Source organism: Aeromonas sp. 1805 (genome assembly GCF_013085525.1).
Classification (GTDB): domain Bacteria; phylum Pseudomonadota; class Gammaproteobacteria; order Enterobacterales; family Aeromonadaceae; genus Aeromonas; species Aeromonas hydrophila.
Map to the genome: position 1 here is coordinate 2,127,806 of NZ_CP038515.1, position 19,434 is coordinate 2,147,239.

Genomic DNA, 19,434 nt, shown 5'->3' on the forward strand with positions numbered 1-19,434 from the left:
CCGCCTGAATTGCCCCTCCGCACTTGTGCATGGGGCATCGAACCCCCTTGTGCACCGCAGCACCATGCTGTGAATCTCGAACTCTGACTTGGAATACTCAACATGCTTAACACCGTTATCGTCGGTGCCAGTGGCTACGCGGGAGCCGAGCTGGCCGCCCTGGTCCAGAACCATCCACAACTCAAGCTGTTCGGCCTCTATGTTTCCGCCGGCAGCCAGGACGCCCACAAGCGTTTCTCTTCTCTGCATCCCCAGTGGGTCGGCGCGCTGGATCAGCCGCTGTTGCCGCTGGACGAGGATGGCATGACCCGGATCCTGACCCAGGCCGATCTGGTGCTGCTGGCCACCGCCCACGAGGTGAGCGTCGAGCTTGCACCCAAGTTTCTGGCCAAGGGGCTGCCGGTGTTCGATCTCTCCGGCGCCTTCCGGGTCAGGGATCAGCAGTTCTACGCCTCCTACTACGGCTTCACCCACGAGAGCCAGCTGTGGCTGGATCAGGCCGCCTACGGCCTTGCCGAGTGGAATGCCGAAGCGGTCAAGGCGGCCCAGCTGATTGCCGTGCCCGGTTGCTACCCGACCGCCTCCCTGTGCGCCCTCAAGCCGCTGCAGCAGGCAGGACTGATTGCCAAGGGGTGGCAGCCCATCATCAACGCCGTCTCCGGGGTCTCCGGTGCCGGTCGCAAGGCGGCCATCAACACCAGCTTCTGCGAGGTGAGCCTCAATCCCTACGGCACCTTCAATCACAGGCATCAGCCGGAGATCAGCCACCACCTCGGCAAGGAGGTGCTGTTCCAGCCCCACCTTGGCAACTATGTGCGCGGCATCCTGGCCACCATCTATGTGCAGCTGGCGGATGGCGTGACGCCGACCCAGGTGGATCAGGCCTACCTCAAGGCCTACGAGGGCAAGCCGCTGGTGCGTCTGACCGGCCAGCTGCCCTCCATCCGTGGTGTCGCGGGCACCCCGTACTGCGATCTGGCCTGGCAACAGCAGGGCAACATGCTGGTGGTGGTCTCCGCCATCGACAACCTGCTCAAGGGCGCCGCCTCCCAGGCCATGCAGTGCATAAATATCAAGTTTGGATTTGAACCGGCCACCGGCCTGATTTAAGGACTCAAGGAAGGATCGCAACGATGGACAAGCAGACTCTGGTAATCAAGTTGGGTGGCGCACTGATCGAAAACGACGAGGCGCTGACCGCCCTGTTCGCCACCCTCAAGACCTTTCTGGACGAGCAGCACAGACCCCTGGTGCTGGTACACGGCGGCGGCTGCCTGGTGGATGACCTGCTCAAGGGGCTGGGTCTCACCTCCACCAAGAAGAACGGTCTGCGGGTGACCCCGTTCGAGCAGATCCCCTTCATCGCCGGCGCGCTGGCCGGTACCGCCAACAAGATGATGATGGCCAAGGCCATCGCCACCGACATTCCGGCGGTGGGACTCTGCCTGGCGGACGGCGGTCTGTGCCAGGTGACCCAGCTCGACCCGGCACTCGGTGCCGTGGGTGACTGCCAGCCGGGCAACCCGGCGCTGGTGGCGGGCATCCTCGCTCAGGGCTTCCTGCCGGTGGTGAGCTCCATCGGCATCACGGCCGACGGGCAGCTGATGAACGTCAACGCGGATCAGGCGGCCACCGCCATTGCCGAGGCGCTGGGCGCCGACCTGGTGATGCTGTCGGATGTGAGCGGCATCCTGGATGGCAAGGGCAAGCTGGTGCCCCAGCTCGACAAGGTGACCGCGCTGGATCTGATGGAGAAGGGGGTGATCAGTGACGGCATGGCGGTCAAGGTGAAAGCCGCCCTGCATGCCGCCGAGACCCTGGGCAAACCGGTCTGTGTTGCCAGCTGGCGCTACCCGGATCAGTTGCTCAAGCTACTGGCTGGCGGCGCCGTCGGCACCCAGGTCACCCTCTGATCTCCACCGGAACAAGGAACATCCGATGCAACATCTTCTGAAAGACAGTGATCTGAACAAAGCCCAGATTGAGGCGCTGATCGCCCTGGGCAAAGCGGTCAAGGCCGATCCGAAAAAGTACGGCCAGGCACTGGCGGGCAAGAGCGTGGTCACCCTGTTCGAGAAACCCTCCCTGCGTACCCGGGTCACCTTCGACATCGGCATCGCCAAACTGGGCGGCCACAGCGTCTATCTGGATCAGCAGAACGGCGCGCTCGGCAAGCGGGAATCGGTGAAGGATTTCGCCGCCAACCTGTCGCGCTGGTGTGATGCCATCGTCGCCCGGGTGTTCGATCACCAGACCCTGGTCGAGCTGGCCGAGCACGGCACAGTGCCGGTGGTGAACAGCCTGTGCAACCTCTACCACCCCTGCCAGGGGCTGGCCGACTTCATGACCATCAGCGAACACTACGGCGATCTGTCGAAGGTGAAGCTGGCCTATTTGGGCGATGGCAACAACGTCAGCCACTCCCTGCTGCTGCTGGGGGCGACGCTGGGCACCGACGTGACTCTGGTCTGCCCGAAAGGCCACGGCCCGGATACCCAGATCTTCCTGCAGGCCCAGGCGCTGGCGGCCCAGTCCGGTGCGACCATCCACATCAGCGATGACGTGGCGGCCATCGAAGGGTTTGACGTGGCCTACACGGATACCTGGGTCTCCATGGGTGACAACACGCCAATGGAGCAGGTAAAAGATATCTTTATGCCTTATCAGATCAACCAGGCCCTGCTCGACCGTACCGGCATCCAGCACGTGCTGCACTGCCAGCCGGCGCACCGGGAGCTGGAGATCACCTCTCAGGTCATGGACGGGCCTGGCTCCCTCATCATGGACGAGGCAGAAAACCGGATGCATATCCAGAACGCCGTGCTGCTGACCCTGCTTGGGCACAAATAACGGCAACCGACCCCAAATAACACCCTTTTATCGAATCATCATGGAGAGAAGTAAATGAGCGGAATCAACAAGATCGTACTGGCTTACTCGGGCGGACTGGATACCTCGGCCATCATTCCCTGGCTGAAGGAAAACTATGATGCGGAGATCATCGCCTTCGTCGCCGACGTCGGTCAGGAGCGTGACGATCTGGAAGGGATCGAGCAAAAAGCCATCGCCTCCGGCGCCACCAAGTGCATCGTCAAGGATCTGCGGGAAGAGTTCGTCAAAGAGTACGTCTACCCGACCCTGAAGACCGGCGCCGTCTATGAGGGCACCTACCTGCTGGGTACCTCCATGGCCCGTCCGGTGATCGCCAAGGCGATGGTCGAGGCCGCGCTGGCGGAAGGGGCCGATGCCATCTCCCACGGTTGCACCGGCAAGGGCAACGATCAGGTGCGTTTCGAAGGTGCGGTCGCCGCGCTGGCGCCCCAGCTGAAAGTGATTGCCCCCTGGCGTCTGTGGGACATGCGCTCCCGGGAAGATCTGCTGGCCTACCTGGAGACCCGCAACATCCCCTGCAAGGCGACCCTGAAGAAGATCTACAGCCGTGATGCCAACGCCTGGCATATCTCCACCGAGGGTGGCGAGCTGGAGAGCACCTGGAACGAGCCGTCCGAAGCGGTCTGGCAGTGGACCGTGCCCGCCGAGCAGGCACCGGATCAGCCGGAGTACGTCAAGCTGACCGTGGCCCAGGGTGAAGTGGTGGCCGTTGACGACCAGCCGCTCAGCCCGCACCAGATCCTGATGACCCTGAACGAGCGTGCCGGCAAGCACGGCGTGGGCCGCATCGACATCACCGAAAACCGGATGGTGGGCATGAAGTCCCGTGGCTGCTACGAGACCCCGGGTGGTACCGTGATGGTCGCCGCACTGCGCGCCGTGGAAGAGCTGGTCTTGGATCGCCCGACCCGCGCCTGGCGGGAAAAGCTGGGTGCCGAGTTCTCCCACTTGGTCTATGACGGTCGCTGGTTCACCCCGCTGTGCAAGGCCATCGTCGCCTCTGCCAACGCCATTGCCGAGGATCTCGACGGTGAAGTGGTGCTGAAGATGTACAAGGGTCAGGTCACCGCGGTGCAGAAGAAGTCGCCGAACAGCCTCTACTCCGAAGACTTCGCCACCTTCGGCGCCGACGAAGTGTACGACCAGAGCCATGCCGAAGGCTTTATCCGTCTCTACACCCTGGCCAGCCGGATCCGCGCCATGAAGGAGCAGCATCAGGCCATCGGCGGTGACCACACCCACGGCTAAGCAAGCGCGATAACCCGTTGATTCCGTTGAGGGGGCATGGCCCCCTCTTCTATAGGCAGAGGGCATGGCCCCCTCTTCTATAGGCAGAGGGCATGGCCCCTGAGCCATCATCGGCGGTGTGACAAGAGCGGCAGCGCCCCGGCCGCTTCTGTGCGATAACAGGGGCTGTGTGAATATGATGCTGACGGATTTTCTCCCTTCTCCCGCCTGCTGGAAAAACAAGGGGAGAAGGGTCGGGGATGAGGGGGAATTACCCTCACCCTAGCCCTCTCCCGGAGGGAGAGGGGAGCGGTTCGTAGTTGCTGGATGTGACATGTTCAACGGCAACAGCGTCGCTCACCACCGCACTGTTATGCAGAAAAATACAGGGCAAGATTTTTGCGCGCAGACCAAGGGGCTGCGCCAGTACGGCAGGCGCAAGGGCGCCGCCGACAACGCATTCAAGGAGAGCAGTATGGCACTTTGGGGTGGACGCTTCAGTCAGGGAGCAGATAGCCGGTTCAAGCAGTTCAACGATTCGCTGCGGTTCGATTACCGGCTGGCGGAGCAGGATATTCAGGGCTCCATGGCTTGGGCCCGCGCGCTGGTGAAAGTGGGTGTATTGACCGCCGATGAGCAGGGCAAGTTGCAGCAGGCGATGGAAGTGCTGCTCGCCTCGGTGCAGCAGGATCCTCAGCAGATCCTGATCTCGGATGCGGAAGACATTCACTCCTGGGTTGAGAGTGCGCTTATCGCCGCCGTCGGCGATCTCGGCAAGAAGCTGCACACCGGCCGCTCGCGCAACGATCAGGTCGCCACCGACCTGAAACTCTGGTGCAAGGCGCAGGGCGAGCTGCTGCTCGGCTCCATCACCGCCCTGCAACAGGGGCTGGTGGCCTCTGCCCGTGCCAATCAGGCTGCCGTGCTGCCGGGTTACACCCACCTGCAGCGGGCCCAGCCGGTCACCTACGCCCACTGGGCGCTGGCCTATGTGGAGATGCTGGAGCGGGATTATTCCCGGCTGCAGGATGCCCTCAAGCGCCTCGACACCAGCCCGCTCGGCTGCGGCGCGCTGGCGGGCACTGCCTATGCCATCGACCGCGAAGCCTTGGCGCTCGAGATGGGCTTTGCCGGCGCCACCCGCAACAGCCTGGATTCGGTCTCGGATCGGGATCACGTGGTGGAGCTGATGCACGTAGCGTCCCTCTCCATGACCCACCTGTCGCGCTTTGCCGAAGATCTCATCTTCTACAACACCGGTGAGGCGGGCTTTGTCGAGCTGTCCGATGCGGTCACCTCAGGCTCGTCGCTGATGCCGCAGAAGAAGAACCCGGATGCGCTGGAGCTTATTCGCGGCAAGACCGGCCGGGTGGTCGGCGCCCAGATGGGCATGCTGATGAGCCTGAAGGCGCTGCCGCTGGCCTACAACAAGGACATGCAGGAAGACAAAGAGGGGCTGTTCGATGCCCTCGACACCTGGCACGACTGCCTCGACATGGCGGCGCTGGTGCTGATCGATCTGAAGGTCAATGGCGAGCGCACCATGGCGGCGGCCCAGGGCGGCTACGCCAACGCCACCGAGCTGGCGGACTATCTGGTGGCCAAGGGGATTCCGTTCCGCGAGGCGCACCATATCGTCGGCGAGACCGTGGTCTACGCGATCCAGGTGAAGAAGCCGCTGGAGGAGCTGACCATCGGCGAGTTCCAGCGCTTCAGCCCGGTGATCGAGTTCGACGTCTACCCCAATCTGGAACTGGAAGCGACCCTGGCCAAGCGGGTTGCCAAAGGCGGCGTTGCCCGCGAGCAGGTAGAAGCGGCCCTTACCGCCGCAGAACAGTGGCTGGCCAAGCGGATCGGTTGATTAAGGTAAGAAAGGAAACAATTAGGAGAAGGGAGCTATCGTTGCTCCCTTTCTTTATTGATTTACACCGCTTTTAGCTCTACCGAATTAGTGGGTAACACCGAATCAATAGAGGCACCATTGTTATATCCGCATACCGATACTGCTGTTCCACAGAATGGACAATTGCTTTGGTACGCTATTGTGACTCTGAATGGCTTCACAGAATATCCATAGAATGGATTGCCACACTTATGGCAATTCATTGATTTTATTGAATATATATTTGATTCTCCGCGAATAGAAAGATCTGCATTCCTCTCTGCTATGGATATGAAACGGGTGGGCTATTTCATGGGAAATAGCCGCAATCACACTGAACATCACATCCATACGAATACGCTACCAGATAATTGATTGACTGGCTCGTCACCCACGGCAACCCACATTTCTGAAGCATTACGTACCATTTCACGCGCTGGCATTGAGCAGCTTGCCGATGCCTTCCCCCTTGCCGTTGGGCAGGGTTTGCTTGAAGGCATAGAGCAGTTGATCGAGGTTGAGGTCGCTGTTGCCAAGGGAGCCCTTGAGGGTGTCGAGCTCGCTCTGCAGCGCGTCGAGGCGGGTGCTCTGGGTGCCGTCGGCCAGCTGGGTGCGGGCGGCGTCGATGGCCTGGGGCAGCGACTGGCCCGAGAACTCCTGACCCAGGGTCTGCATCAGCGCCCCCATGAAGTGGTTGATGGCGGGGCGGTTCTGCTCGCTGTTGGCATCCTTGACCCCCAGCCGCTGGAACAGGCTCTGCACCGTGGGGGCGAGCCGCTCTTCCTGGACGGGAGTCTCGGCCTTGGCCTGTGGCGTGCCATCGCCGAGCAGCTTGCTGCCGAGCTTGAGGGCAAGGGAGGCGAGGGGAAGCAGGGTGCTGATGGCGATCATGATGTCACTCTCCGTACGACTGATGTCATGACGCAGCAGGGAATGGGCCAGTTTGGCGAAAATTCAGCCTGAAAATGGCAGGGGACTGATCCTGCTGTGAATTTAGTTTTTGCCTGGCAGGAGGCGGGGGAGCGTGGGAGGGGGCGGCGGCAAACCCTTGCAGCCCGGGGGCTGGCCGGTTTGCCGCCCGGCTTGCCGGATCAGAGTTCCTTGAACGGGCGGCGCTTCTCCTCCTCGATGACGATGGCCTCCAGATTGGCGATGCGCTCCTGCAGCTGGTTGATGAGCACGTCCTGTTTGCCGAGGCGGTCGGTGATGCGAATATCTCCCAGCTGGTAGCGGGCCCGCTTGCTGAGAAAGCCGAACAGTGCGCTGATGAAGACGATCAGCACGATACCGGTCCACATGGTCATGAGTGACTCCTTGCCGATGAACAAACGAGAAAACAGCCTGCTTGCCTTCTGTTGTCTCATACCCGATTGCCGGCTGCAATGGCCGACAATCGAGCACTGCGACCCGCGTCAGATCGTCTGCCAGAGCGGACGGCCGAGCCAGAGCCCCCACAGGGTCAGGTGCAGCAGCACGATGAACCAGAACACCCGGCGGTAGCTGCCCTTCTGGGTCTTGTGGCGCAACCAGTGGCGGGCCACCAGGGCGCCTGGCCAGCCACCGAACAGCTCCAGCAGGTGGAGCCGGGATTCGGGGATGCGCCAGCCGCCGCGAATGGCCTGGCGCTTGTCGTGGGCGTAGGCCAGCACCGTCAGCAGGCTCATGGTGGTGACGATGGCAAACGGCCACCAGTTGGCGTCAACCAGGCCGAGCCAGGCCGTCCACAGCAGGGGAAGCAGGGCGAGCCAGATCACAGGGCCAGCTCCCAGCCACGGGGGGCATCCGGGCTCAGGCTGCGGATCACGCGCGCCGGGTTGCCCACCGCCACCGAGTCGGCCGGAATGTCGCGGGTGACCACGGCGCCGGCACCTATGATGGAGCGCGGCCCTATGGTGACGCCGGGGCAGATGATGGCGCCGCCGCCAATCCAGCAGTCATCGCCGATCCGCACCGGCTTGTTGTAGGCGGTCCAGTTGCGTCGCTCCAGATAGTCCATGGTGTGGGTGGCGGTGTAGATCTGCACGTTGGGGGCCAGCAGCACATGGCTGCCGATGTGCACCTCGCCCACGTCGAGAATGGTGATGTTGAAGTTGAAGAAGGTCTTCTCGCCGATGTGGATGTTGCGGCCGAATTCGCAGGTGAAGGGCGTGCTGATCCAGCAGGAGTCGGGGCAGTGGCCGAACAGCTCGCCGCACAGGCGCTGGCGCAGGGCTTCGTCACCGGCCGGGGAGGCGTTGAGTTGTGCCAGCAGCGCCTGACCGCGGATCCGGTCGTTCGCTATCTCCTCGCTCTGGCTGTCCAGGGCGCCGCCCGCCAGTACCTTGTCCCAATCGCTTGCCATGCTACAGCTCCTCTCATGTGCCAAGAGGAGCCAGTATACGCGAGCACTTTGGCGGCGTCAGGCTGTCACTTGCTGCAAGCTCAGGCGCCGGGCCAGATCAGCGGCAGGATCAGCAGGGCCGAGACGAAGTAGGGCAGCAGTACCCGCAGCCCCAGCCGGCGGCCGCCGATCCCCAGGGCCAGCAGCCCCTTCACCAGCGAGTTGACCAGCCCCGCCAGCAGGATGCCGCGGGCCGCCACCTCCAGCGCCAGCTCCTTGTGGGAGAGCTGGGAGAGCGACAAGGTGATGGCGTCCACGTCGGTGATGCCGGAGACCAGCGACAGCAGGTAGACCCCGGAGTTGCCCACCTTGCTCTGCAGCAGGGTGGCCATGAAGCCGATCAGCGCCAGCAGCAGGCCGAACTTGATGGCGGTGGCCAGATCGAGCGGGTTGCTGGTCTGGGGCTGCACCGGGCCGTCGGTCAGCTCTTCGCGCTGGCGCCAGAACCAGAAGGCAAAGCCGTAGACGGTGGCCGCCAGCAGCAGCAGGGGCGCCGCCAGACGCATCGCCAGCTCGCTGTGAATGAGCAGTACCAGCACCAGCAGCCGCAGCCACATGGTGGCCCCCGCCAGCAGGATGCCGGTGGCCAGCAGCCGCTCCAGCCCGCCCTGCTCCTTGTTGAGGCGGGCGAACTGCAAGGTGAGGGCGGTGGAGGAGGCGAGCCCTGCCAGTATGCTGGTGAGCACCAGTCCGGCGCGGGTGCCGAGCAGGCGCACCGCGAAGTGGCCGCAAAACGAGATGCCGGCGATCACCACCACCATCAGCCAGATCTTGAAGGGGTTGAAGGCATCGAGGGGTCCCATCTCCTCGTTGGGCAGCACCGGCAACAGCACCAGCGAGATGAGCAAAAAGCGCAGGGTGGCGTGAAATTCGGTCTCGCTCAGAAACAGCATCCCCTGCTGGATCTTGCCCTTGAGCCCCATCAGCAAGGCTGCCAGCACGGCGCAGGCCACCGCCTCGCTCGGGCTCAGCAGCACCGACATCAGCCCCAGCAGATAGGTGAGCAGCATGGCCACCGAGCTGGTGAGGCCGAACTCCCCCTGCCAGCGCTGGGCCAGCCAGACCGAGAGGCCGCAACCCGTCACCACCGCCAGCAGACCGAGCAGCGGCAGCCAGGGGCCCAGGGTGGGCAGCAGCAGGGCGCAGACCCCGCCGAGCAGGCCGATGAGGCCGTAGGTCCGCATCCCGGCGATGCGCTGGTTGTCGCCCAGCTGGCGCACCTGCCAGCCCCGCTCCAGTCCGATGATGAGGCCGATGGCCAGCGAGACCAGGGCGCCATTGACGGGTTCTGCATTGATCCACATAACGACTTCCTTTTCGTCATCTGCCTGCCTTGTTTCCATGATGGCACAGCCGGCACCGGGCCAGCGCGGCCTGGCTCACAGAGTGCGCGAATGGCGCCTGTGGCCTCCTGATATGAGCAAATGAGATAAGCAAAGCGTTATTTCTTGGTTCTCGGCATAACAAGCCCACGGCATGCTGCATTCAACCCAACGAGATATGGAGTATCCCCATGAAACTGCGAATGACCGCCCTGACCCTGCTCTCCCTGCTGGCCCTCGGTCAGGCCAATGCCGCCGAGATCCGTTTGCTCAACGTCTCCTACGATCCGACCCGCGAACTGTTCCAGGAGTACAACGGCGCCTTCGCCAAGGAGTGGAAGGCGAAGACCGGTGACGACGTGGTGGTCAGCCAGTCCCATGGCGGCTCCGGCAAGCAGGCGCGCGCCGTGGTGGATGGGCTGGAGGCGGACGTGGTGTCGCTGGCGCTGGCCTACGACGTCGATGCCGTGGCCAAGCAGGGGCTGATTGCCGCTGACTGGCAGAGCCGGCTGGCCAACAATGCGGCGCCCTACACCTCCACCATCGTGTTCCTGGTGCGCAAGGACAATCCCAAGCAGATCAAGGACTGGGATGATCTGGTGCGCAAGGACGTGGCCATCGTCACCCCCAACCCCAAGACCTCCGGCGGGGCGCGCTGGAACTACCTGGCTGCCTGGGGCTATGCCCTGAAGAAGAGCGGCAGCGAGGAGGGGGCCAAGCAGTTCGTCGGTGATCTCTACAAGAACGTGAAGGTGCTGGACTCCGGCGCCCGCGGTGCCACCACCAGCTTCATCGAGCGCGGCCTCGGCGACGTGCTGCTGGCCTGGGAGAACGAAGCCCTGTTGGTGCTGGGTCAGCCCGGCAATAGCGACAAGTTCGAGCTGGTGGTGCCGTCGGTCTCCATCCTGGCCGAGCCGCCGGTGGCGGTGGTGGACAAGGTGGCCAAGAAGCACGGCACCGAGGCGGTGGCCAAGGCTTACCTCGACTACCTCTACTCCGACGAGGGGCAGCGCATCATCGCCAAATATCACTACCGCCCCAGCAACCCGGCGATCCTGAAGGAGACTGCAGCCCAGTTCCCGCAACTGGCGCTGTTCACCGTCAAGGATCTGGAAGGGGATTGGGACAAGGCGCAGAAGAAGCACTTCGCCCAGGGCGCCCTGTTTGACCAGATCTACCAGCCGGGTCGCTAAGCGGCCGGCCATCGCCAACTTAACTGGCCCCTGTGCCAGCTGATAGGAGCACCAAGATGAACAAGATCCTCCTGGTTCCCGGTCTGCACAACAGTGGGCCGGATCACTGGCAGAGCCGCTGGCACCAATACTTCCCCCACTGGCAGCGGATGGTGGGGTTGCCGTGGGATCGCCCTGACCTCACGGTCTGGAGCGCCAAGCTGGCGAGCAAGCTGCGCAGCCGGCGTGGCCGGGCCCATCTGGTGGCTCACTCCTTCGGCGCGCTGGCGGCCATCACGGCGGCGCGCCAGCAGCCCGACAAGGTGGCCTCGCTGTTCATCGTGGCCCCGGCGGATCCGGCCCGCTTCGGCTTGCCAGACGAGCTGCTGGCTGGTTCGCTCAAGGTGTCGGCCCAGCTGGTGGCCAGCCGCAATGACCCCTGGATGAGTTTTGAGCGGGCCGAGTACTGGAGTCGTCAGTGGCAGGTGCCGCTGTTCGATGCCGGCGAGGTGGGCCACATCAATGCCCAGTCCGGCCACGGCGAGTGGAACCAGGGGCTCAACCTGCTCGGCACCCTCTATCGGCGGGCTGAGATGGTGGTGGAGCCGACGCCGGCGGTGTGGGAGCGGCGGGCGGCCTTGAGTTTTCGCTGAGTGACGAGCGTTGATCACAGAGGTTTGGAACAGAGAAGGAGGGCAGGCACCCGACACCACGACAGTCTGATTTGGATAGCTTGGTACATTGCACGACGCTCCATTTTTAGGTCTTTTATTTATATAAAAGACCTTTTTTTCATTTTATGGCTCTAAAAGCCTTGTCCGCCGCTGTTAGACAAAAAAGTGCTTAGCAAAGGCGTTATTGGTGTTTGTTGCCCCAAACAGGAATGCGCAGAATCGCTGTATCTAATGTTTTTCATAACAAACGGATGCGTTATGCGATTTGGTTCTTACTCCGTGCTGCCGGGCTTCGGCCCGACCCTCGGCTTCAGCCTGCTCTATCTGGGCGTGCTGGTGCTGCTGCCGCTCTCGGCGCTGGTGCTGTTCGCGGTGAACAATCTGACCCTGGCCGAGTTCTGGCAGGTGATAGGTTCGCCGCGGGTGCTCGCCTCCTTTCGTCTGAGCTTCGGGGCCGCCCTGGTGGCGGCGTTGCTCAACGCCCTGTTCGGCCTGATCCTGGCCTGGGTGCTGGTGCGCTACACCTTCCCCGGCCGTCGACTGGTGGATGCCCTGATCGACCTGCCGTTCGCCATGCCCACCGCCGTCTCCGGCATCGCCCTGTGCGCCATCTTCGCCCCCAACGGCTGGATCGGGCAGTGGGTCGCCCCGTTTGGCATCGAGCTCGCCTACAACCCCATCGGGGTGGTGATCGCGCTCACCTTCATCGGGCTGCCGTTCGTGGTGCGCACCCTGCAGCCGGTGCTGCGGGAAGCCGAGACCGAGCAGGAGGAGGCCGCCGCCAGCCTGGGTGCCGATCGCTGGCAGACCTTCATCCGGGTGCTGTGGCCGACCCTGGTGCCGGCCCTGCTGACCGGCTTTGCCCTGGCCTTTGCACGGGCGGTGGGGGAGTACGGCTCCGTCATCTTCATCGCCGGCAACCTGCCGATGGTGTCGGAGATTGCGCCGCTGATGATCATGAGCCACCTGGAGGAGTACGACTATGCCGGCGCCTCCGCCATCGCCGTGGTCATGCTGCTGATCTCTTTCATTTTGTTACTGCTTATCAACAAGTTGCAGGCCTGGAGCTGGGCCCGTATCGGAGGGAGCCGGATATGAACGCATCCAACGCAAGCCTGGCGCTGGCCACGGGCGAGGCGGCGCCGACCACCTCGGTGCGCCAGCCACCCGTCATCCGCGAGCCGGTCTGGGTCAAGTGGCTGCTGATCACGGTCGGCCTCGGCTGGTTTGCCGCCCTGCTGCTGCTGCCGCTGGCCACCGTCTTCATCCAGGCGCTGAGCCCTGGCTTGGCCTTCTTCTGGCACGCCATCAGCGAGCCGGACGCCCTCAGCGCCCTCGGCCTCACCGCCCTGGTGACCCTCTGCTCGGTGCCCCTCAACCTGCTGTTCGGGATAGCGGCGGCCTGGGCCATCGCCCGCTTCCGCTTCCCGGGCCGGCAGCTGCTCATCACCATCATCGATCTGCCGTTCTCCGTGTCGCCGGTGATCGCGGGCCTGATGTTCGTGCTGATGTTCGGCAGCCGTGGCTGGTTCGGCGAATGGTTGAGCGAGCACGACATCAAGGTGATCTTCGCCACCCCCGGCATCATCCTGGCCACCACCTTCATCACCGTGCCCTTCGTGGTGCGCGAGCTGCTGCCCCAGATGGAGGCGCGCGGCCCGGAAGAGGAAGAGGCGGCCATCATGCTGGGGGCGAGCGGCCTGCAGATGTTCTGGCGGGTCACCCTGCCCGGCATTCGCTGGAGTCTGATGTACGGCCTGCTGCTCTGTACCGCCCGGGCGGTCGGGGAGTTCGGTGCCGTGTCGGTGGTCTCCGGCCACATTCGTGGCCAGACCAATACCCTGCCGCTGCACATCGAGATCCTCTACAACGAGTACCAGACCGGCGCCGCCTTCGCGGTGGCCAGCCTGTTGGCCCTGTTCGGGATCTTCACCCTGCTGGGGGAAACCCTGCTGGCCCGGCTGCGTGCCCAGCCCACTCACTCTCACTGATCACCGAATTCAAGAGGCTGCCATGAGCATTCAGGTACAAGGACTCAACAAGCATTTCAACCAGTACGCGGCGCTGGCCGACATCAACCTCGACTTTCACGACGGTGAGCTGGTGGCGCTGCTCGGCCCCTCCGGCTGCGGCAAGACCACGTTGCTGCGGATCATTGCCGGGCTGGAGCAGGCCGACAGCGGCAGCGTGATCATCCGCGGCGAGGATGCCTCGGATCTGCACGTGCGCGAGCGCAACGTCGGCTTCGTGTTCCAGCACTACGCCCTGTTTCGTCACATGACGGTGTTCGAGAACGTGGCGTTTGGCCTTAGGGTCAAGCCGCGCAGCGAGCGACCGGCCGAGGGGGCGATCCGCGCCAGGGTCAAGGAGCTGCTGGATCTGGTGCAGCTCAGCCACGTGGCCGCGCGCTACCCCACCCAGCTCTCCGGCGGTCAGCGCCAGCGGGTCGCGCTGGCCCGCGCGCTGGCGGTGCAGCCCAAGGTGCTGCTGTTGGACGAGCCCTTCGGCGCCCTCGACGCCCAGGTGCGCAAGGAGCTGCGCCGCTGGTTGCGGGAGTTGCACGACGAGCTGCACGTCACCAGCCTGTTCGTCACCCACGATCAGGAGGAGGCGCTGGAGGTGGCGGACCGGGTGGTGCTGATGAATGCCGGCAAGGTCGAGCAGATCGGCACCCCGGCCGAGGTCTACGACCAGCCCGCCAGCTCCTTCGTGCACAGCTTCCTCGGCAGCGTGAACCTGTTTCGCGGCCGGGTGGCCGGGCAGGGGCTCGGTATCGGCGAGCAGCTGCTGGGCGGGCCCATCAGCTCCCAGCTGGCGGAGGGCAGCGCGGCCGTCGCCTATGTGCGGCCCCACGAGCTGGAGATACTGCCGGCGGATGCGCCGGGCGGCATCAGCGCCACCATCACCCGCCTGCTGCCCATGGGGCCACGCATCCGGGTGGAACTGCGTGGCAATGGGGATACAAACGGTGCACACTTCGAAGCCGAGCTGAGCAAGGAGGCGGCCCGCGCCTTCAGTCCGGGCCAGGGGGTGCGGCTGGTGGCCAAACAGGCTCAGCTCTACCCGGATTACCAGATTTAAGTGGCAGGCCCCTGGCGGGCCGCGCAGGCAGCGTGACCATGGCGGGATCTGCCCGCCTGGGATACAACAGGGTCAGTATGGCGGTCAGAGTTCAGGCTCGGGCGGCCAGACAAGATAACAACAAGGCGGCGGGGAGAACCCCGACCTGCCGGTCAGCGCAGGAGGCGATGACGTGAATTTTCAGCAGTTGCGAATTATCCGGGAGGCGGCACGGCGGGATTACAACCTGACCGAGGTGGCCAATGCCCTGTTTACCTCCCAATCCGGGGTCAGCCGTCATATCCGCGAGCTGGAAGAGGAGCTGGGGATCGAGCTGTTCATCCGCTACGGCAAGCGGCTGCTCGGCATGACCGAGCCGGGCAAGGAGCTGCTGGTGATCGCCGAGCGCATCCTCAACGACGCCAACAACATCCGCAAGCTGGCCAGCACCTTCGCCAACCGCGAGTCGGGCCGGCTGCTGGTGGCGACCACCCATACCCAGGCCCGCTATGCCCTGCCACGAGTGGTGAAGGCGTTTCGCGAGCAGTTCCCGCTGGTACAGCTGGAGCTGCGCCAGGGCAGCCCGGAGGAGATAGTGCGGCTGGTGCAGACCGGCGAGGTGGACATCGGCATCAGCAGCGAGCAGCTCGACAAGAGCGAAGGGGTGGTGGCCTTTCCCTACTACCGCTGGCACCACAATATCGTCGTGCCGGAGCAGCATCCGCTCACCGCCGAGCGGGAGCTGACCCTGGCGGCGCTTGCACACTGGCCCATCATCACCTACCAGGCCGGCCTGACCGGGCGGGCGCGGGTGGACGAGGCGTTTGCCGAGGCGGGCATCGCTCCGCAGATCCTGTTGACCGCGCAGGACTCCGACGTCATCAAGACCTATGTCGAGCTGGAGATGGGGGTGGGCATACTGGCGGACATGGCGTTTGACACCCAGCGCGACAAGGGACTGGTGCAGCTGGACGGCAGCCGGCTGTTCGCGCCCCACACCGCCTGGATCGGTCTCAAGCAGGGGCAGTTCCAGCACAACTTCGCCTGGCAGTTTATCCAGCTCTGCAACCCGGAGCTGGCGCTGGCGGACATTCAGGCCCGCGCCATGGGCAGCGAGGCGGCCATCGATTTCCAGATCTGAGGTGGTGCACCAGAAAAAACGGGGAGCCAGTGGCTCCCCGTTTTGTTGATGGTGTCATGCTGTGCCTGCGGCTCAGTTCACCGGGATCCAGGCATCCTGCCAATTGGTGCCGACCCCGGGCTCATACTGGGTGGCACTGGCCGACCACTGGCTGCACCAGCCGCGATAGGGGAAGGGCTTGCACTGGTAGACCTTGCCGTTCTTGGGCTGCAGCACCTTGGTGCCGTCGGTGTAGGACTTGAGCCCGTCCGGGAAGGTGAACTGGTAGTCACCGCCGGCGGCCGGATCCTTGAGCATCAGATCCAGAGTCTGCTGCACCGCATCGCCACCGGCCTTGGGTTTGCCCTCGATCACCAGCTGGTGGTGACCGGCGCTGAGCCCGGTCAGCGGCATGGTGAAGCTGTGAGTGCTGTCCTTGATGTCGGCGCTGGTCTGCCCCTTGGCGGCCCCACCGTGATCATACAGGGTGTTGGTGACGGTCAGATCGCCCTCGGCGGCCACGGTAAAGTTGAGGGTAAGCTTGCCCTCGTCGAGCAGGTAGTTGCTCTCCAGGCCGCTCACGCTGACACCATTGCTCACCGGCGGCTGCTGTTGCTCGAGCTGGATCTCGACCCGCTCCAGGGCGCTGCCCGCCTTGAAGTAGACCGGGTTCTGGCCGTAGACGGGGTTGAACTGGCCTTCGCCGCTCTGCTGGCCGGCGCGGATCTGGCTCTGCTCTGCATTGATCTTGCTCGCCAAGGCATGGGTCCAGTTGTTCTTCTGGCCCTGCTCCGGGCTGGCGATGGTCAGCTCGGTCTGCAGATCGGGGCGCACGCCGTTGGCGTCGAACACCAGGGTTCTGGCCTTGTCGCCGACCGCCAGCTCGGTGGAAGGATAGATGGTGCCGCCCTGGCTCCAGGCCAGCGGCGGCTGGGTGCCGCCCTTGAAGTTGGCGTCGATCACGTTATAGAAGCTGTTGCTGGTGTCCCCCACTTCCCACACCCCCAGGATCACCTGATAGCCGGTGCGCTGGGGCAGGTTGCACTGGTGGGTGACCTGCTTGGGCGGCTGGGTCATGTTGCCGTCCACCACGCAGAAGGGTGTGAGCTCGAAGGCGGCGCGGGTCAGCGGCTGGTTCGGGTTCCAGTCCTGCTTGGTAAGGTAGTAGCGCCAGTTGCGGGTGACGTGGTTGGCGGTGAAGGTCCAGCTGATGGCGAAGGGGCCGGCCTGCACCTCGCGGCGGGTCCAGCGGTCGCTGGTCTGGGCGTTCAGCTCGCGCCAGCTGGCACTGCCGGCCGAGGCGATCTGGCCATCGGGCGGGCCGGCCTGCGGGAAGCCGGAGGGGCCTTCCACGCTCTGGGGCTCCCATTGCACCGCGCCACACTGGCTGTTGCCGCCGGTCTTGCACAGGTAGTTGCGTGATTCCGGCTGGCTGATGTAGCCGTGGGCGAGCACGCTGCCACTGACCAGCAGGGCGAGCGTCGCAGCGACGTGATTGAGTTGGATTTTTGCTGCCATACATTCCTCTGTTCGACAGATGTGGGCAGTCAAGTTGGCAGGGGGAGTTCCCCGAAGCACGATGTGGCAACCCCGCTATCCTGGACGACATGTCTTTAGACCGGAGGCTTTGCGTCCTGGCCTTTCAACCAGTTTGCCAAATGACTACATAAAGGGTCATGGTGTCGCGTTTGGCGACAACCCATCATGGCTATTTTTGATTAAATAATTAAGTGTAAATCTTTACAGCTTGACCTCATCGGAGTAGAGCAAACACTTAACTGTTTGTTTTTAAATGGTGGTTAACTGAACGTCGCCGTATCAATGTCGTCGAACAGGTCGACAAGATGCAAAAAATCCACATTTTTCATCAATGAAGCACGCCCCCGTCAGCCGGGCTGACGGGGGCGTGCGCTGCGACAGGGCAGGACGGATCAGTGGCGAACGCGGGGGCGTTCAGCCGGGCTCACCTGCCGGTGCAGAGGGGCGAGCCGCTGCTCCAGCTGCTGGTCGATGGCGCTGCCGAGCTTGAATACCGCCAGCCGCTCGTCCAGGCTGCGCGAAAGTCCGGCCAGCAGTTCGCTCTCCTGGGCCAGCTGGGAAGCGGACTGTGACATCTCCAGCGCCGAGTCGTTGATGCCGCTGACGTTGCGGTTCATGTCCTCCGCCACCATGCTCTGCTGCTCCGCGGCGGTCGCTATCTGGGTCGCCATGTCGCTGACGTGCTGGATATGGTTGACGATGAGGGAGAGATCCTGGCCCGCCTTCTCCGACTGGCTGACACTGCTCTCCGCCAGCTTGCGGCTGGCGTCCATGGCGCTGGCGGCGGTCACCGCCCGCTGTTGCAACTGGGCTATGGTGCTCTGGATCTCCTCGGTGGACTGGCGGGTACGGCTGGCCAGCTGGCGTACCTCGTCGGCCACCACGGCAAACCCGCGGCCCTGCTCGCCGGCGCGGGCCGCCTCGATGGCGGCGTTGAGGGCCAGCAGGTTGGTCTGCTCCGAGATGGCGCTGATGACCGCCGTCACCTCGCTTATCTGCATCACCCCCTCTTTAAGCTGGTTGACCTGCAGGGTGGCCTGCTCCACCTCGGTGGCCAGCGCCTGGATGCCGTGCACGCTGGCGTGCACGTCACGGTTGCCGAGACCGGCTTCGCTGGTGGCGTCCTGAGTATCGCGGGCGGTGTTCTCGGCGTGGCCCGCCACGTCGGAGATGGTGGCGCTCATCTCGTTCATGGCGGTGGCGAGCTGGGCCAGCTGATCCCGCTGGCTGTTGACCGCCTGGTTGGTCTGCTCGGCGGAGGCGGCGATGCGCAGGGCGGCATCCGCCACGTTGCGGGCCCCCTGGCTCGCCTCCAGCAGGGCGCGGCGAATGGCATCGAGTCCCTGGTTGGTGCAGCTGGCGACGGCCCCCAGCTCATCCTTGCCGTGTACCGGGATGCTCACCACCAGATCGCCGGCGGCCACCTGTTGCATGGCCCGGTTAATCTCGGCCAGCGGATTGACGATGGAGCGGCTGATGGCAAAGCCCAGCAGCCCCATCAGCAGGGTCACCAGCAAGGTAGCGCCCCCCATCAGCTGATACTGGGACCAGATGGTGGCCTGGATGTCCTGCAGCAGTACGCCGGAGCCGAGGATCCAGCCCCAGGGCTGATAACCGGCCACCAGCGACATCTTCTGGGCAGCCTCGCCGGAGGGGGAGATCCACTTGTATTCCAGCCGGCCGCTGTGGCCCCCCTTGCCGAGATCCACCATCTGCTGCCAGTGGACGCCGGCGGTAGCGGTGCCGCTCTCGCCCATCTGCTGGCCGACCAGCTCGGGCCTGACGGGGTGCACCACCATCCGGCGGTTCTCGTCCAGCACGAACAGGTAGTTGTCGCCGTCAAAGCGCATGCTGTTGAGCATGGCCTTGGCTTCGGCCTGGGCCTGGGGGACAGGCAGGGTGGTCGCCAGCGTCTGGATCCGGCTCATGGCGAGATCCAGTACGGCCTGCAGCCTGGCTTCCCGTTCACTCATCAGGTTGCGATGCAGGGCACTGACCGAGATGAGCAGCAGTGCGATGAAACCGATCAGCGCCAGTGAGAGCAACAGCATCAGTTTGCGGCTCACGGCAATATCACCGAGCTTGAACATAGTCTCTTCCTTAACTTTCCCGTGCGGGTCTGGTGGTGGCCAGTCCGTTGGCTGGCCCTGATTATTTTGTTATTAA

The 19,434-nt window shown here is 63.8% G+C and carries 18 protein-coding genes and 1 riboswitch; of the genes, 11 read left to right on the forward strand and 7 right to left on the reverse strand.

All coding sequences use genetic code 11. The annotated features are described in order from the left end of the window. Positions 1 to 102: 102 nt before the first annotated feature. The 5 genes from argC (at position 103) to argH (ending at position 5,980) form a co-directional block, all read left to right on the forward strand. Complete coding sequence (gene argC, locus E5E96_RS10155; RefSeq protein WP_171282073.1) at positions 103 to 1,110, forward strand: N-acetyl-gamma-glutamyl-phosphate reductase; 1,008 nt, start codon at positions 103 to 105, stop codon at positions 1,108 to 1,110. Between the two features lie 23 nt (positions 1,111 to 1,133). Next, positions 1,134 to 1,913: an acetylglutamate kinase gene (gene argB / locus E5E96_RS10160; RefSeq protein ID WP_139389503.1), complete on the forward strand. Its 780-nt coding sequence runs from the start codon at positions 1,134 to 1,136 to the stop codon at positions 1,911 to 1,913. Between the two features lie 25 nt (positions 1,914 to 1,938). Beyond that, on the forward strand, positions 1,939 to 2,850 hold the full coding sequence (locus E5E96_RS10165; protein WP_171282074.1) for an ornithine carbamoyltransferase: 912 nt from the start codon (positions 1,939 to 1,941) through the stop codon (positions 2,848 to 2,850). Positions 2,851 to 2,904: 54 nt separating this feature from the next. Then, positions 2,905 to 4,140: an argininosuccinate synthase gene (locus E5E96_RS10170; protein WP_016349361.1), complete on the forward strand. Its 1,236-nt coding sequence runs from the start codon at positions 2,905 to 2,907 to the stop codon at positions 4,138 to 4,140. 454 nt (positions 4,141 to 4,594) lie between these two features. Continuing rightward, positions 4,595 to 5,980 (forward strand): argininosuccinate lyase, encoded by a 1,386-nt coding sequence (gene argH, locus E5E96_RS10175; protein WP_171282075.1) that lies wholly within the window; start codon positions 4,595 to 4,597, stop codon positions 5,978 to 5,980. Positions 5,981 to 6,430: 450 nt separating this feature from the next. Here the strand turns inward: argH and E5E96_RS10180 are convergent, their stop codons facing one another. The 5 genes from E5E96_RS10180 to E5E96_RS10200 form a co-directional block, all read right to left on the reverse strand. Continuing rightward, the gene (locus tag E5E96_RS10180; RefSeq protein WP_171282076.1) at positions 6,431 to 6,892 is read right to left on the reverse strand and encodes a hypothetical protein; all 462 of its coding nucleotides are present in this window, start codon (positions 6,890 to 6,892) and stop codon (positions 6,431 to 6,433) included. Positions 6,893 to 7,092: 200 nt separating this feature from the next. Next, a complete protein-coding gene (locus tag E5E96_RS10185) occupies positions 7,093 to 7,305 on the reverse strand; it encodes a hypothetical protein (RefSeq protein ID WP_016349365.1) in 213 nt (70 codons plus the stop codon). A gap of 108 nt (positions 7,306 to 7,413) precedes the next feature. Next, positions 7,414 to 7,755, reverse strand: coding sequence for a DUF1294 domain-containing protein (locus tag E5E96_RS10190; RefSeq protein ID WP_049047944.1), 342 nt, complete (start codon positions 7,753 to 7,755; stop codon positions 7,414 to 7,416). Then, entirely contained in the window at positions 7,752 to 8,342 is a 591-nt protein-coding gene (locus tag E5E96_RS10195; RefSeq protein WP_016349367.1) for a sugar O-acetyltransferase, read from the reverse strand. Before E5E96_RS10195 ends, E5E96_RS10190 begins: the two co-directional genes overlap by 4 nt. Before the next feature lie 80 nt (positions 8,343 to 8,422). Then, positions 8,423 to 9,685, reverse strand: a complete 1,263-nt coding sequence (locus E5E96_RS10200; RefSeq protein ID WP_016349368.1) for an MgtC/SapB family protein — start codon at positions 9,683 to 9,685, stop codon at positions 8,423 to 8,425. A 209-nt stretch (positions 9,686 to 9,894) separates the two neighbouring features. Here E5E96_RS10200 and E5E96_RS10205 point away from each other — a divergent pair, with 209 nt between their 5' ends. The 6 genes from E5E96_RS10205 (at position 9,895) to cbl (ending at position 15,750) form a co-directional block, all read left to right on the forward strand. Then, positions 9,895 to 10,896, forward strand: coding sequence for a sulfate ABC transporter substrate-binding protein (locus tag E5E96_RS10205; protein WP_029304545.1), 1,002 nt, complete (start codon positions 9,895 to 9,897; stop codon positions 10,894 to 10,896). Between the two features lie 56 nt (positions 10,897 to 10,952). Beyond that, entirely contained in the window at positions 10,953 to 11,528 is a 576-nt protein-coding gene (locus E5E96_RS10210) for an alpha/beta hydrolase (RefSeq protein WP_011704572.1), read from the forward strand. A 279-nt stretch (positions 11,529 to 11,807) separates the two neighbouring features. After that, positions 11,808 to 12,647: a sulfate ABC transporter permease subunit CysT gene (gene cysT / locus E5E96_RS10215; RefSeq protein ID WP_005308571.1), complete on the forward strand. Its 840-nt coding sequence runs from the start codon at positions 11,808 to 11,810 to the stop codon at positions 12,645 to 12,647. Beyond that, positions 12,644 to 13,540 (forward strand): sulfate ABC transporter permease subunit CysW, encoded by an 897-nt coding sequence (cysW, locus tag E5E96_RS10220; protein ID WP_024944616.1) that lies wholly within the window; start codon positions 12,644 to 12,646, stop codon positions 13,538 to 13,540. The genes cysT and cysW overlap by 4 nt, the downstream gene beginning before the upstream one ends. Positions 13,541 to 13,562: 22 nt before the next feature. Next, complete coding sequence (locus E5E96_RS10225; protein ID WP_171282077.1) at positions 13,563 to 14,630, forward strand: sulfate/molybdate ABC transporter ATP-binding protein; 1,068 nt, start codon at positions 13,563 to 13,565, stop codon at positions 14,628 to 14,630. Positions 14,631 to 14,802: 172 nt separating this feature from the next. After that, the gene (gene cbl / locus E5E96_RS10230) at positions 14,803 to 15,750 is read left to right on the forward strand and encodes an HTH-type transcriptional regulator Cbl (protein WP_011704576.1); all 948 of its coding nucleotides are present in this window, start codon (positions 14,803 to 14,805) and stop codon (positions 15,748 to 15,750) included. A gap of 72 nt (positions 15,751 to 15,822) precedes the next feature. Here cbl and gbpA read toward each other — a convergent pair whose 3' ends face one another. Further along, entirely contained in the window at positions 15,823 to 17,247 is a 1,425-nt protein-coding gene (gene gbpA / locus E5E96_RS10235) for an N-acetylglucosamine-binding protein GbpA (protein ID WP_171282078.1), read from the reverse strand. Positions 17,248 to 17,309: 62 nt separating this feature from the next. Then, positions 17,310 to 17,395: riboswitch (cyclic di-GMP riboswitch) on the reverse strand. A 265-nt stretch (positions 17,396 to 17,660) separates the two neighbouring features. Beyond that, entirely contained in the window at positions 17,661 to 19,358 is a 1,698-nt protein-coding gene (locus tag E5E96_RS10240) for a methyl-accepting chemotaxis protein (RefSeq protein ID WP_171282079.1), read from the reverse strand. Positions 19,359 to 19,434: the final 76 nt, after the last annotated feature.